Genomic DNA, 13995 nt, shown 5'->3' on the forward strand with positions numbered 1-13995 from the left:
TCCTGATAAACGGGAGAGGATTCGGTGCCCCAAAACCCAACGGGTTCAATATTGCTGCCAGCTTTTCACATTTCAAGGCAGCGGGGATAATCTCAGGTCAGATTGCATCGACTTATGCAACTTTATGATTAGAAGCGGGTTTTCCATCTGACAGCACCACACATCCGGGTGTGATCTCCCTGAAAGCTGAATCGCCCACACTCTACCTGATAAAATCCGTTACGCAACTTAATTAGCATTCTGATTAATTTTGCGCCAGTTTTGCTGACGGACGTTGATTTGATGAACAGCGCAACTCGCTAGTAATATAGAAGGAGAACGATTGCTGTCAAAAAAGAGGTGAACAATGTCAGTAGAAACGGAATCCATTTCACGCCAGGCGTTACTGGAAATAGCCAATCAAATGATCAAGCAGCACGACGATTATTTAGCCGGGATGGAAGCCAATGACGTGATTCAGCAGGGCGAGATATTGGTGTTTCGTGGGCCTTATTTCTTAGATGAAGAAGGCCTGCCGAGCGCGAAAACCACCGCTGTGTTTAACGTGTTTAAATCCCTTGCCGTTGAGCTCTCCTCACGCTATCACCTGGCATAAAAAAGCCCGGCATTTGCCGGGCTTGCTCACAACAGTGGCTTATCACCACGCTGCCATATTTTCAGAATTAACCGCTCGGCCGCCAGACTGGCGCTGTTGGTGAAGCGATCCATCATTTTCTTCTTCCGCGCATAGTGCACGCCCAGCACATTGAACCGATCCATCTGCTTGATAATCAGCGCATCGCTGGTGCCGATCTCATCAATCAGCCCCAAATCCAGCGCCTGGCGTCCATACCAGTGTTCCCCGGTGGCCACTTTTTCCAAATCCAGTGTCGGACGCATCTGCTGGACAAACTCTTTGAACAGCAGATGGGTTTCGTTGAGATCTTCCTGGAATTTTTCACGTCCCTCATCGGTGTTCTCACCAAACAAGGTCAGCGTGCGCTTATATTGACCCGCGGTGTGCAGTTCAACGTCGATATCATTGCGTTTCAGCAGACGGTTGAAGTTGGGAATCTGCGCGACCACACCAATAGATCCAATGATAGAGAATGGCGCCGCGACGATGCGATCCGCGACACAAGCCATCATATAACCCCCGCTCGCCGCCACTTTATCGACGACGGCAGTTAACTGCAGGCCCGCATCACGCAGACGCTGCAGCTGAGAAGCGGCCAGGCCATAACCGTGCACCACGCCACCCGGGCTTTCCAGACGCAGCAAGACTTCATCACCCGGCACCGCCACCGCCAGCACCGCGGAGATCTCCTCACGCAAAGAACTGACTTCGCCCGCATCCATACTGCCTTTAAACTCCAGCACATAGAGTGTCGGTTTAGCGGCTTCGCTCACACCAGCTTTGGCATTGCGCTTCTCGGTTTTGGCTTTTTGCTTCTCTTCTTTTTTATGCTGCTTCAGCCACACTTTTTGCGCCTGTGGCTTCATCTTCGCCAACTGCAGGTCTTCCTTCATTTCACGATAATCATCGTCGAGATGAGTCAAGCGCAGTTGACCACCGCTGTGGCGTTTACGCATCGCGGCATTGAGCACAATCAGAACAATAGCTGCGAACGCCACCACCACGGTGACGGCCTTGGCCAGAAATAATCCATAACTGGAGAGTAAATCCATTCTGCCGCCTTATTAAACAGTGAATTACAAACAATGGCTGAGTTTACCCGCTTTAACGACTTTCGTCGCCTGAAATGCCCGCAGGCGGCACAGAATGCGAGGCGCGGTGATTGCACCTGGCGCCAAATTGAGGCATAAAGCCCAAAACCCTCTGACTTGCCAAAGGACATCGCTGTGCATTATCAACCGAAAAGCGATCTGCTGGAAAATCGCATTATCCTCGTCACCGGCGCTTCAGACGGCATTGGTCGCGAAGCGGCGCTGACCTATGCGCGCTATGGCGCACGCGTCATTTTGATGGGCCGCAACGCCGAAACGCTGCAGCAGACTGAACACGCCATCAATCAGCTGAATAAGCAGCCCGCATCCCATTTGCTGCTGGACTTGTCGCATGCCACGCCAGAAAGCTGCGCTGAGGTGGCCGATCAGATCGCCTCCCTGGTGCCACGGCTCGATGGTGTACTGCACAATGCTGGGATTCTGGGTGAGATCGTCCCACTGGCGGAACTCGATCCTGCCGTCTGGCGCCAGGTGATGCAGATCAATCTTGACGCCACCTTCTATTTAACTCAGGCCTTGCTGCCGCTGCTGCTGAAATCAGACGCCGGTTCACTGGTGTTTACCACGTCGAGCGTCGGCCGTACCGGCCGTGCAGGCTGGGGGGCCTATGCGGTGTCGAAATTCGCCACCGAAGGCATGATGCAGGTACTGGCGGATGAGTATAAAAATCGTCATCTGCGGGTAAATTGCATCAATCCTGGTGGCACTCGCACTAAAATGCGCGCCAGTGCTTTCCCGGAAGAAAATGCCAGTTTACTGAAAACGCCTGCTGATTTGATGCCGCTTTACCTTTATTTGATGGGTGATGACAGCCGTCGCAAAACCGGGATCAGTTTTGATGCCCAGCCGGGACGTAAACCGGGGCCAGCCAGCGCATGAGTGATCGTCATCAGCAACGACAGCAGCGTTTAAAAGAACAGGTTGATGCGCGGATTGCTGCCGCGACAGAAGCGCGCGGCATTTTGATGGTGTTCACCGGCAACGGCAAAGGCAAAACCACCGCCGCCTTTGGTACGGCTTTACGCGCTTGCGGGCACGGTAAAAACGTTGCCGCCGTGCAGTTTATTAAAGGTGAATGGCCAAATGGTGAGCGCAATTTGCTGGAACAGCATGGCGTGGAATTTCAGGTGATGGCCACCGGCTTTACCTGGGATACTCAAAATCGGGAGACCGATACTGCCGCCTGCCAACAGGTTTGGCAGGCGGCAAAGCGTATGCTTGCCGATGAGCATGTGGATTTAGTGATCCTCGATGAAATCACCTACATGGTTAGTATGGATTATCTGGATCTGGATGAACTGGTGCGCGTGCTGGGACAACGTCCGGTTCAACAAAGTGTGATTATCACCGGTCGAGGCTGCCATCGAACCTTGCTCGAGATGGCGGATACCGTGACCGAGATGCGCCCGGTTAAGCATGCATTTGATGCAGGCATTCAGGCTCAGCAGGGAATAGATTGGTAAAACAGTGACGCCGCTGCATGCGGCGTCACGGGCATATCAGGAACCGCGCTTGTTGGTTCCACTGGTCCGCGTACTGCTGTTGCGGCTGCTACTGCTGCCGCCGCGACGTGGGCTGCCGCTTACATTACTATGACGTTTTACCGCGCGACGAATCTGATTGGCTTTAGTACGACGACGGTCTTTTTCAACCGCGACTTTCGTCACCGTCTCTTCCGGCATATCCACCAGCGTACGCAGGTAGTTAACCGCCGGTAATTCCATCTCCATCCAGCCACCGCGAGGTAACCCTTTTGGCAACTGAATATCGCCATAACGGACGCGCATCAGGCGGCTAACCTGCACACCTACGGCTTCCCACAAACGGCGGACTTCACGGTTACGTCCTTCGGTCAGGGTGACGTTATACCAATGGTTGATGCCTTCACCGCCAGCAAACTTAATGGTTTTGAACGATGCCGGGCCATCTTCTAACTGCACACCTTTACTGAGCTGACGAATTTTATCGTCATCCACTTCGCCGAATACACGCACCGCATATTCACGCTCAACTTCACGGCTTGGGTGCATCAGACGGTTCGCCAGTTCACCATCGGTGGTGAACAACATCAGACCACAGGTGTTAACGTCCAGACGGCCCACAGCGATCCAGCGTGAACCGCGCAGACGCGGCAGACGGTCGAATACCGTTGGACGCCCTTCAGGATCGTTACGGGTACAGAGTTCGCCTTCTGGTTTGTAATACGCCAGCACGCGGCAGACTTCAGTGGCGGATTCAGCAATCGAAACCAGATGGCCATCAATACGAATTTTAAGGGATTTATCATTTTCAATGCGATCGCCCAGCGTCGCCAGTTTGCCATCGACGCTGACGCGTCCGGCTGAAATCATCGTTTCGATTTCGCGGCGTGAACCGTGACCGGCGCGCGCTAATACTTTTTGTAGTTTCTCACTCATGGAGATGCCTCGTTGTCGCCTTCCCAGGCGTCGTGGTAAGAAGAGGTACGATACGGGGATTACCAGTTCCCATATCAGAATCTGTTACCGCTGAGCATAGCGCATGCCATCTCAGGCGGCCCGCGATTTTACACTAACGCAAGTTTCGTTAACACCTTTTCCTTTGCTGCCGATAATAAAGGCCAAAGGCTGCGTCACCCGTTTAGTGCCATATGCCTAAACATTTACGCTGCTGATAGATACACCAACCACACTTCTCTTCTTTATGCGCCAAGTGACTGAATTTTTATCATTTACTCTTGGCTCTTTATGCCTGGTTATTACCCCCACTTTAGACCCGTGATACATTAGCGCTTTTCAAGACTGGTCTGCTAGCATTGCGCACCACGCTTAAGGATAATCCCAAACATAAAATCTAAACCCAAACTGCAAAACAGGATAAAAAACTAATTAATCGGGATAAATAAGGCTCATTAGTCCAGTAATTTTAAATTACCAGTTAATTGGCACTGCAGGTTGGATTAAGTCTGTATTTTCGCATTATTTGATTCAGATTAAATTTGATGAATTGTTCTGATAAAAAAATTGTGTAAAATTTAAGCCTGAAACAGAGTGTGCCGTATTTATAAAAGCGTAACCTTTACTATTTACACTCGTTTCTCTATCAAGCCACTAACAAAATCACTGTGGCATTGTTGATAATATAAACCGGCGCACGCAGGAATTGACGCGTTTATTCATTCACGGAATGAATTTAATTTGCATGTCGAAAGTCTTCACCAGGGATTTTCCTGACATGCTTAAAAGAAGATGACTATCATGAAAACCTCTCTGCTTTGGCCTGCCCTCGCGGCGCTGGCACTGAGCGGCTGTTCCGTGGGCCATACTGAGTATAGTCGAGCGGCGCTTGAACACGTGGATATGAGCGTGACAGGCATCCCGACGGTATTGGGTCTGGGTATCCTCGGTACAACCATCCCTTTAACACCAGAGTACAGCCTGACAGCTGCGCACGTCGCCACCACTGCCGTACAGCGTGTGAAGGCTTATCATCCTTATTGCGACGTCGCCATTATCTATCATAAGAATAGCCCGGAAACGCTGGCAAAATTCCGCACCAGCAAAGTCGGTGAACCCATTAAGATGTACGGCTACAGCTTTATTTCAGCCATGCCCGTGGAATCAAGTGGTGTTAATTTAGCGCGCACCGCTATTACCAATAAATGGAATAAAAAACCGTGCATGGCAATGGCATCAAATGCTGGCGTTGTACAGGGAATGTCGGGGGGCGCGGTATATAATGCTGACCAGACAATTGGCGGAGTGATTGTGGGCTACAGCCATGAAATTTCCAATGTGCGCAGCAAACAAGTCATTCTGAAAGATGTTTCGCTGTATATTCCGTACGGTGATTTTAAACATTGGCTGGAAAAGAATATAGGCCAGACAACGTTAACGCCGCCTGACCACGCGTGATTAGAGGAACGGGCGCGTGTCGCCGACCCCTTCACGAACCACAACCGGTACATCGCTGGTGAGATCGATCACCGTCGTCGGCTGCTGCCCTAACGTGCCGCCATCAATGATCAGATCCACCAGCTTACCGATGCTGTGCTGAATCTCTTCCGGATCCGATTCCGTGAAGTCATTACCGGGCAACATCAGCGAAGTAGACATCATCGGCTCATTCAATCTCTCCAGTAACGCCAGCGCCACCGGATTGGAAGGTACGCGCAAACCAATAGTTTTACGCTTGTCATTCATCAAACGACGCGGCACCTCTTTGGTCGCTTTGAGAATGAAGGTGTAACTGCCCGGCGTATTGTTTTTCAGAATACGAAACGCGGTATTGTCCACCTGCGAATACGTCGAGAGCTCAGACAGATCGCGACACATCAACGTAAAATTGTGGTTGCCATCTAACTGCCGGATACGGCAGATACGCTCCATCGCGTTCTTCTCTTCCAGTCTGCAGCCTAGCGCGTAACCCGAATCGGTGGGATAGACAATCACGCCACCTTTATTAAGATAATCGACCGCCTGATTGACCAGACGCGGTTGCGGGTTATCTGGATGAATGTGAAAAAATTGACTCATAAAAACCTCATGTCACCTGTCTGCAGAAGCCACGGCGGGCGCTAACGCGGGAAAGCGTTCCCAGATGGGTTCAACGCCGCCCGGCAGCCATAACTTGCGCCCCAGTTCTATCCACGGACAGGGTTGGTGAAAATCTGATCCCTGCGATCCCGCCAGCTGATTGTCGCGCGCATAAGTCGCGAGCTGCGTGCGCTCGTTGGGTGCCTGCTGACACTGTGCCACTTCCATTGCATCACCACCGACCTCGGCGAAATGGGCAATCAGTCGCTTAAGCCACTTTGCAGACAATCCATAGCGACCCGGATGTGCGAGTACCGCAACGCCGCCAGAATGATGAATGGCATCAATAGCTTGTTTAATTGTACACCATTGCGGCGGCACATAGCCGGTTTTCCCACGGGCAAGATAGTTCTTGAACACTTGCGCCATGTTATCGGCTTTACCCATCTCGACCAGATAACGGGCGAAATGACCGCGGGTGATGACACCGCCCTGAGCCAGGCGTTGCGCCCCAGCCAACGCATCAGGAATGCGGGCACGTTCGAGACGCTCTGCAATCAGCTGAGCCCGTTCAACGCGGCATTGATGCTGTTGCTCAAGAAACAAGGTCAGTGCCGGATGCTGGCAATCCACATTTAAACCTACGATATGAATTTCGTGGTTTTCCCACAATGTAGAGGCCTCTAATCCGGCCAGAATACGAATCGGTAGATTCTGTTGCTGCACAGCGGCTTGCGCTTCTGCCACGCCAGCAACGGTGTCGTGATCGGTAATCGCCAGTACCCCTACTTTCATTTTGACGGCACGTTGCACCAACTCGGTAGGGGTCAGCAAACCGTCAGACGCCTGGGTATGGCTGTGTAAATCGTAAAGGGGAAAACGGGCAATATCCGACAAGGTAACTCCAGCAGCAACTTAACTCGGCTGGCATGATAACGATTTTGACCCTGACTGAAAAAGGGTATTGACTTTTTTCACCTGAACCAGTTAACTAGTACACAAGTTCACACGTAACGGGTATCTCATCATGGCTAATTTTGGTACGCATGCAAAAGGTTGGTGGCGCGATAATCCTTTAAACGGGCGACGTCGTCGTGCACAACATGCGTAACCATTGTGCAGATACCTGAGCCCGCCACCGAGCGGGCTTTTTTTTGAGCGAAATTCAGAGATGACAATAATGGCTAATGCGAAACCTACATTGAAGTTGATTACCGGTACCGCGCCCTACCGCGAAGATCCGGCCGCAGTGTTCCATCAAATTTGCGGCGCACGTCCGGCAACTCTGCTGCTTGAATCTGCCGACATCGACAGCAAAAAGAATCTGAAAAGCTTACTGATTGTGGATAGCGCCCTGCGCATCAGCGCACTGGGCAACGTGGTGACATTACAGGCGCTGTCAGAAAACGGTCGCACCATTCTGCCACTGCTGGATGAAGCACTGCCGCAGGATGTCAGCATTGAAGCGCGTCCGGATGGCCGCGTGCTGCATTTCCCGCTGCCTCAGGGGTTGCACGATGAAGATTCACGTCTGAAAGCATTGTCTGTTTTCGATGCGCTGCGCCTGATTCCGCAACTGGTGAACAGCCCAGAGGAAGAGCGTGAAGCGATGTTCCTCGGCGGATTGTTTGCTTATGACCTGGTGGCCGGATTTGAAGATTTACCCGAGCTGCGTAATGAGCAAAGCTGCCCGGATTACTGCTTCTACCTGGCAGAAACCCTGCTGGTGATTGATCACCAGACCCGTAGCGCTCGCCTGCAGGCCAGTCTGTTCAGCCCCTCCACCAGCGAATTCCAGCGCCTGCAGAGTCGTATCGAGCAGCTGCGTGGTCAAATGACACAGCCTGCACCGGCATTACCGGTGCAGCGTGTAGAGCAAATGGCTCTGAGCACCAATCAGAGCGATGAAGAGTATTGCAGTGTGGTGCGTGAGATGCAGGAAGCGATTCGCATCGGCGAAATCTTCCAGGTGGTGCCATCGCGCCGCTTCTCGCTGCCGTGCCCTTCTCCGCTGGCCGCTTATGACACGCTGAAGCACAGCAATCCCAGCCCATATATGTTCTTTATGCAGGATCAGGACTTTGCGCTGTTTGGCGCTTCACCAGAAAGCTCACTCAAGTATGACGCCACTTCACGTCAGATTGAGATCTACCCGATTGCCGGTACGCGTCCACGTGGCCGACATGCCGATGGTTCACTGGACCGCGATCTCGACAGCCGTATCGAACTGGAAATGCGCACCGACCACAAAGAGCTGGCGGAACACCTGATGCTGGTGGATCTGGCGCGTAATGATCTGGCTCGCATCTGCGTGCCTGGTAGCCGCTATGTGGCAGACCTGACCAAAGTAGACCGTTACTCTTTCGTGATGCATCTGGTCTCTCGCGTGGTTGGCACGCTGCGTGACGATCTTGATGTCCTGCACGCCTATCGCGCCTGCATGAACATGGGCACCTTAAGCGGCGCGCCAAAAGTGCGTGCCATGCAGTTGATTGCTGAGAAAGAAGGCACGCGTCGCGGCAGCTACGGCGGTGCGGTAGGTTATTTCACCGCACACGGCGATTTGGATACCTGCATCGTGATTCGCTCCGCTTGGGTGGAAGATGGTGTTGCAACCGTCCAAGCCGGTGCCGGTGTGGTACTGGATTCTCAGCCTCAGGCTGAAGCGGATGAAAGCCGCAATAAAGCGCGCGCGGTATTACGTGCCATCGCCACAGCCCATCATTGCAAGGAGATTTTCTGATGGCCGATATCCTGTTGCTCGATAACATCGACTCCTTTACCTATAACCTCGTTGATCAGCTGCGCACCTTTGGTCACAACGTGGTGATTTACCGCAATAACGTGCCGGCTGAAGTGCTGATTGAACGACTGCAGCAGATGGAAAATCCGGTGCTGATGCTGTCGCCAGGCCCCGGCGCGCCGAAAGATGCCGGCTGCATGCCTGCGTTACTGCAAGCACTGCGTGGTCGTCTGCCGATTATCGGCATCTGCCTCGGTCATCAGGCGATTGTTGAGGCTTATGGTGGTCATGTAGGCCAGGCCGGTGAGATTCTGCACGGCAAAGCCTCTTCGATTAATCACGACGGTGAAGCGATGTTTAGCGGCCTGAGCAATCCGCTGCCGGTGGCCCGTTATCACTCGCTGGTGGGCAGCAATACGCCTGCCGAATTGACCGTTAACGCCAGCTACAACGGCATGGTAATGGCCGTTCGCCATGATGCCGACCGTGTGTGTGGCTTCCAGTTCCACCCCGAATCCATTCTCACCACCCAGGGCGCACGTTTGTTAGAGCAAACGCTGGCCTGGGCGTTGGCGAAATAATAGGGAGATTATGATGCAAAATATTCTGGAAAAACTTTACCAGGCACAAACCCTGAGCCAGGCGGAAAGCCATCAGCTATTTAGCGCCATTATTAAAGGTCAGCTCGAGCCGACCCAACTAGCCGCTACGCTGATTGCAATGAAAGTCCGTGGCGAGCGCCCGGAAGAGATCGCGGGTGCCGCTACGGCACTGCTGGAAGATGCGAAACCGTTCCCGCGTCCGGATTACACTTTCGCCGATATCGTTGGCACCGGCGGTGACGGCAGTAACAGCATTAACATCTCCACCGCCAGCGCCTTTGTCGCCGCAACCTGTGGGCTGAAAGTGGCCAAGCACGGCAATCGTAGCGTGTCGAGCAAATCCGGCTCGTCCGATCTGCTGGCGGCTTTTGGTATCGATCTGGATATGCCCGCTGAAAAAGCGCGTAAGGCACTGGACGATCTTAACGTCTGCTTCCTGTTCGCGCCGCAATATCACAGCGGATTCCGTCACGCGATGCCAGTGCGTCAACAGTTAAAAACCCGCACCTTGTTTAACGTGCTGGGCCCTTTAATCAATCCGGCGCGACCCCCACTGGCGGTTATCGGCGTGTACAGTCCGGAACTGGTGCTGCCGATTGCCCAAACCCTGAAGGTGCTTGGCTATCAGCGTGCGGCAGTGGTGCATGGCGGCGGGATGGATGAAGTGGCGCTGCACAGTGCGACTCAGGTCGCTGAGCTGCGTGACGGTGAAATCACCAGTTATCAGCTGACGCCTGAAGACTTCGGTTTCGGCTTCCATGATAAAGAAGCCCTGGCGGGCGGCACGCCGGAAGAAAACCGTGACATTCTGGCGCGTTTGCTCCAGGGTAAAGGCCAGCCAGCCCATGAGCAGGCCGTTGCGGTGAACGTCGCAATGTTGCTGAAAGTATTCGGAAATGAAGATTTGCGCGACAACGCTCAGCGCGCCATCACCGCAATTCGCAGTGGTCAGGCTTACGAGCGCGTTGTTGCTCTGGCAGCGAGAGGATGAGATGAGTATCAAGGGCACCGTTTTAGAGAAAATTGTTCAGGATAAAGCCGTCTGGGTTGAAGCACGCAAGGCACAGCAGCCGCTGGCGACCTTCCAGAACAGCTTGCAGCCTGCAGGACGCCACTTTTACGATGCGCTACGTGGCACGCGCACCGTGTTCATCCTGGAATGCAAAAAAGCCTCCCCGTCGAAGGGTTTGATTCGCGAAGATTTTGATCCTGCGACCATCGCCGGCGTTTATCGTCATCACGCCTCGGCCGTTTCCGTCTTAACTGACGAGAAGTATTTCCAGGGTGATTTTGAGTTTCTGCCGATCGTCAGTGCCGCGATTACTCAACCGGTGCTGTGCAAAGACTTCATTATCGATCCCTACCAAATCTACCTGGCGCGCCACTATCAGGCCGATGCCATCCTGCTGATGCTGTCGGTTCTGGATGATGAGCAATATCGTCAGCTCGCCGCCGTGGCGCATAGCCTGAAAATGGGCGTACTGACTGAAGTCAGTAATGAAGAAGAACTGGAGCGTGCGATTGCGCTGGAAGCTAAAGTGGTCGGTATCAATAACCGCGACCTGCGCGACCTATCGATTGATCTGAATCGCACCCGTCAACTGGCACCACGTTTAAGCCACGGTGTGACAGTGATCAGCGAATCGGGCATCCATAACTATGCGCAGGTGCGTGAGCTGAGCCACTTCGCCAACGGCTTCCTGATTGGCTCCGCACTGATGGAAGAAGCCGATCTCAATGCTGGCGTGCGTCGCGTATTGCTCGGTGACAACAAAGTCTGCGGCCTGACCCGGCCTGACGATGCACGCATTGCGCACGAAGCGGGCGCGATTTATGGCGGTGTGATTTTCGCAGAAGGTTCACCGCGTAAAGTCAGCGCCGAACAGGCTCAAAATGTGATAGCGGCTGCACCACTGAAGTATGTCGGCGTATTCCGCAATAACTCTGTAAGTGACATTGTCACACATGCCAGTTCACTTAACCTTTCCGCTGTGCAACTGCATGGTGATGAAGATCAGGCGTTCGTCGCAGAACTGCGCAGCGCCCTGCCAGAAGAGGTGAAGATTTGGAAGGCGCTGAGCATCAGCGGAAGCCTTCCAGTCCGCGATTGGCCGCATGTGGATCGTTACGTGTTTGATAATGGCCAGGGCGGCAGCGGACAGCGATTCGACTGGTCACTGCTGCAGGGTGAAGATCTCAGCAACGTGCTGCTGGCCGGCGGATTAAGCGCCGACAACTGCGTGGAGGCTGCACAACTGGGCTGCGCCGGACTGGACTTTAACTCTGGCGTTGAATCCGCACCCGGCATCAAAGATGCCAGTAAAGTCGCGGCGGTATTCCGCACACTGCGCGCCTATTAATTTCGCTCGCCCGCCGATGCGCGGGCCGCATAAGGAAGATGAGAGATGACGACGTTATTGAATCCCTACTTTGGCGAGTTTGGCGGTCAATATGTACCGCAGATTCTGATGCCCGCTCTGCGCCAGTTGGAAAGCGCCTTTGTCGAAGCGCAGCGCGATCTTGAATTTCAGGCTGAATTCACCGATCTGCTGAAAAACTATGCCGGTCGTCCTACCGCGTTGACGCTTTGCAGTAATCTGACAAAAGGCACAAAAACCCGCCTGTATCTGAAGCGTGAAGATTTGCTGCACGGCGGTGCACATAAAACCAACCAGGTGTTGGGCCAGGCGCTGCTCGCCAAGCGCATGGGCAAAAATGAAATTATCGCTGAGACCGGAGCCGGGCAGCATGGCGTGGCTTCAGCGCTGGCGTGCGCGCTGCTGGGCATGAAATGCCGCATTTATATGGGTGCAAAGGACGTTGAACGTCAGTCACCTAACGTGTTCCGTATGCGTTTGATGGGCGCGGAAGTGATTCCGGTGCACAGTGGTTCGGCCACGCTGAAAGATGCCTGTAACGAGGCGCTGCGTGACTGGTCTGGCAGCTACGAAACCGCGCACTACATGCTCGGCACCGCAGCGGGTCCGCATCCCTTCCCGACTATTGTGCGTGAGTTCCAGCGCATGATTGGCGAAGAAACCAAAGCGCAGATTCTGGAGCGTGAAGGTCGTCTGCCGGATGCAGTGCTGGCCTGTGTGGGTGGCGGTTCAAATGCCATCGGCATGTTCGCTGACTTTATTGATGACACCAGCGTCGGTCTGATCGGCGTTGAACCTGCGGGTCACGGCATCGAAACCGGCGAACACGGCGCGCCACTCAAGCACGGTCGCGTCGGTATCTACTTCGGCATGAAAGCGCCAATGATGCAGACTGAGGAAGGCCAGATCGAAGAATCCTATTCGATCTCAGCCGGCCTCGATTTCCCTTCTGTTGGCCCACAGCACGCCCATCTCAACAGCATTGGTCGCGCCGAGTATGTGTCGATTACCGATGATGAAGCGCTGTCAGCGTTCAAAGAGTTGTGTCGTGCAGAAGGCATTATTCCGGCTCTGGAATCCTCTCATGCTCTGGCGCACGCCTTGAAAATGATCCGCGAGAACCCAGAGAAAGAGCAGTTGCTGGTGGTTAACCTGTCCGGTCGCGGCGACAAAGACATCTTCACCGTTCACGATATTTTGAAAGCTAAGGGAGAGATCTGATGGAACGTTATAATCAGCTGTTTCAACGTCTGTCGGCGAAGAAAGAAGGCGCATTTGTTCCTTTCGTCACCCTTGGCGACCCGACCCCTGAACTGTCACTGAAGATCATCGATACATTGGTAGCAGGCGGAGCCGATGCGTTAGAGCTGGGCATTCCGTTCTCCGATCCGCTGGCGGATGGCCCAACGATTCAGGGGGCAACCCTACGTGCCTTCGCGGCGGGTACCACTGTCGCGCAGTGTTTCGAGATCCTTGCCGCCGTGCGCCAGAAGTATCCTGAACTGCCGATTGGGCTGTTGATGTACGCTAATCTGGTGTTCAGCAAAGGTATCGACAACTTCTACGCACAATGTGAAGCCGTCGGCGTTGATTCCGTTCTGGTGGCGGATGTACCGGTTGAAGAGTCTGCACCGTTCCGTCAGGCTGCGATGCGACATAACGTTGCACCCATCTTCATCTGCCCGCCGAATGCCGATGATAATTTGCTGCGGGAGATTGCCTCACACGGTCGCGGTTATACCTATCTGCTGTCGCGCGCGGGCGTAACGGGTGCAGAAAATCGCGCCAGCCAGCCGCTGAATCATTTGATTGAGAAGCTGAGCGAATATCATGCTGCACCACCGTTGCAGGGATTTGGTATCTCAGAAGCAAGCCAGGTGAGAGAAGCCATCGCGGCAGGCGCAGCGGGTGCGATTTCGGGATCAGCTATTGTGAAGATCATCGAACGTAACCAGAACGATCCCGACACGCTGTTAGCGGAACTGAAAGCGTTTGTCAGCGATCTGAAAGCTGGCACGCGCTAAATCCTC

Annotated in this window: 12 protein-coding genes, 1 pseudogene and 1 other annotated feature; of the genes and pseudogenes, 9 read left to right on the top strand and 4 right to left on the bottom strand. The window is 53.6% G+C overall.

Annotation, left to right across the window (positions count from 1 at the left end; translation table 11 throughout):
* Positions 1–346 precede the first annotated feature (346 nt).
* Entirely contained in the window at positions 347–595 is a 249-nt protein-coding gene (locus FD737_RS12225; protein WP_097117002.1) for a YciN family protein, read from the top strand.
* A gap of 26 nt (positions 596–621) precedes the next feature.
* On the opposite strand, the gene sohB is transcribed toward FD737_RS12225, so the two are convergent.
* On the bottom strand, positions 622–1668 hold the full coding sequence (gene sohB / locus FD737_RS12230; protein ID WP_097117001.1) for a protease SohB: 1047 nt from the start codon (positions 1666–1668) through the stop codon (positions 622–624).
* A gap of 174 nt (positions 1669–1842) precedes the next feature.
* Between sohB and FD737_RS12235 the strand changes: the two genes are divergently transcribed.
* Complete coding sequence (locus FD737_RS12235; protein ID WP_160833607.1) at positions 1843–2607, top strand: YciK family oxidoreductase; 765 nt, start codon at positions 1843–1845, stop codon at positions 2605–2607.
* Positions 2604–3191 carry a cob(I)yrinic acid a,c-diamide adenosyltransferase gene (cobO, locus tag FD737_RS12240; RefSeq protein WP_058959807.1) on the top strand — a complete coding sequence of 196 codons (588 nt, stop codon included), beginning with the start codon at positions 2604–2606 and terminating at the stop codon, positions 3189–3191. Before FD737_RS12235 ends, cobO begins: the two co-directional genes overlap by 4 nt.
* A 36-nt stretch (positions 3192–3227) precedes the next feature.
* Here cobO and rluB read toward each other — a convergent pair whose 3' ends face one another.
* The gene (gene rluB, locus FD737_RS12245; RefSeq protein WP_160833608.1) at positions 3228–4145 is read right to left on the bottom strand and encodes a 23S rRNA pseudouridine(2605) synthase RluB; all 918 of its coding nucleotides are present in this window, start codon (positions 4143–4145) and stop codon (positions 3228–3230) included.
* Between the two features lie 819 nt (positions 4146–4964).
* On the opposite strand from rluB, the gene FD737_RS12250 reads away from it, so the two are divergent.
* Positions 4965–5621: a serine protease gene (locus FD737_RS12250; protein WP_034821503.1), complete on the top strand. Its 657-nt coding sequence runs from the start codon at positions 4965–4967 to the stop codon at positions 5619–5621.
* On the opposite strand, the gene FD737_RS12255 is transcribed toward FD737_RS12250, so the two are convergent.
* The gene (locus tag FD737_RS12255) at positions 5622–6242 is read right to left on the bottom strand and encodes an L-threonylcarbamoyladenylate synthase (RefSeq protein ID WP_045814395.1); all 621 of its coding nucleotides are present in this window, start codon (positions 6240–6242) and stop codon (positions 5622–5624) included.
* Between the two features lie 12 nt (positions 6243–6254).
* Entirely contained in the window at positions 6255–7139 is an 885-nt protein-coding gene (locus FD737_RS12260; protein ID WP_160833609.1) for a PHP domain-containing protein, read from the bottom strand.
* A 154-nt stretch (positions 7140–7293) separates the two neighbouring features.
* Positions 7294–7398, top strand: a sequence feature (Trp leader region).
* Between the two features lie 24 nt (positions 7399–7422).
* On the opposite strand from FD737_RS12260, the gene FD737_RS12265 reads away from it, so the two are divergent.
* From FD737_RS12265 to trpA, 5 genes and pseudogenes are all read left to right on the top strand, one after another.
* On the top strand, positions 7423–8985 hold the full coding sequence (locus tag FD737_RS12265; protein ID WP_160833610.1) for an anthranilate synthase component 1: 1563 nt from the start codon (positions 7423–7425) through the stop codon (positions 8983–8985).
* Positions 8985–10578: pseudogene (trpD, locus tag FD737_RS23895) on the top strand (bifunctional anthranilate synthase glutamate amidotransferase component TrpG/anthranilate phosphoribosyltransferase TrpD). The gene FD737_RS12265 and the pseudogene trpD overlap by 1 nt, the downstream one beginning before the upstream one ends.
* Position 10579: 1 nt before the next feature.
* Complete coding sequence (trpCF, locus tag FD737_RS12280; RefSeq protein WP_160833612.1) at positions 10580–11947, top strand: bifunctional indole-3-glycerol-phosphate synthase TrpC/phosphoribosylanthranilate isomerase TrpF; 1368 nt, start codon at positions 10580–10582, stop codon at positions 11945–11947.
* Between the two features lie 45 nt (positions 11948–11992).
* Positions 11993–13186 (top strand): tryptophan synthase subunit beta, encoded by a 1194-nt coding sequence (gene trpB / locus FD737_RS12285; RefSeq protein ID WP_160833613.1) that lies wholly within the window; start codon positions 11993–11995, stop codon positions 13184–13186.
* Entirely contained in the window at positions 13186–13989 is an 804-nt protein-coding gene (trpA, locus tag FD737_RS12290; protein WP_097116993.1) for a tryptophan synthase subunit alpha, read from the top strand. Before trpB ends, trpA begins: the two co-directional genes overlap by 1 nt.
* The last annotated feature ends 6 nt before the right edge of the window (positions 13990–13995 follow it).

Origin of the sequence: Pantoea sp. Seng, from assembly GCF_009829935.1 — a bacterium.
Lineage (GTDB): Bacteria > Pseudomonadota > Gammaproteobacteria > Enterobacterales > Enterobacteriaceae > Pantoea > Pantoea communis.

Bases quoted from the DNA above. Each gene is read 5' to 3' on its own strand.
- FD737_RS12255 (WP_045814395.1), bottom strand. From the start codon at position 6,242: ATGAGTCAATTTTTTCACATTCATCCAGATAACCCGCAACCGCGTCTG.
- FD737_RS12250 (WP_034821503.1), top strand. From the start codon at position 4,965: ATGAAAACCTCTCTGCTTTGGCCTGCCCTCGCGGCGCTGGCACTGAGC.
- cobO (WP_058959807.1), top strand. From the start codon at position 2,604: ATGAGTGATCGTCATCAGCAACGACAGCAGCGTTTAAAAGAACAGGTT.
- trpA (WP_097116993.1), top strand. From the start codon at position 13,186: ATGGAACGTTATAATCAGCTGTTTCAACGTCTGTCGGCGAAGAAAGAA.
- trpB (WP_160833613.1), top strand. From the start codon at position 11,993: ATGACGACGTTATTGAATCCCTACTTTGGCGAGTTTGGCGGTCAATAT.
- sohB (WP_097117001.1), bottom strand. From the start codon at position 1,668: ATGGATTTACTCTCCAGTTATGGATTATTTCTGGCCAAGGCCGTCACC.
- FD737_RS12225 (WP_097117002.1), top strand. From the start codon at position 347: ATGTCAGTAGAAACGGAATCCATTTCACGCCAGGCGTTACTGGAAATA.
- FD737_RS12265 (WP_160833610.1), top strand. From the start codon at position 7,423: ATGGCTAATGCGAAACCTACATTGAAGTTGATTACCGGTACCGCGCCC.
- trpCF (WP_160833612.1), top strand. From the start codon at position 10,580: ATGAGTATCAAGGGCACCGTTTTAGAGAAAATTGTTCAGGATAAAGCC.
- rluB (WP_160833608.1), bottom strand. From the start codon at position 4,145: ATGAGTGAGAAACTACAAAAAGTATTAGCGCGCGCCGGTCACGGTTCA.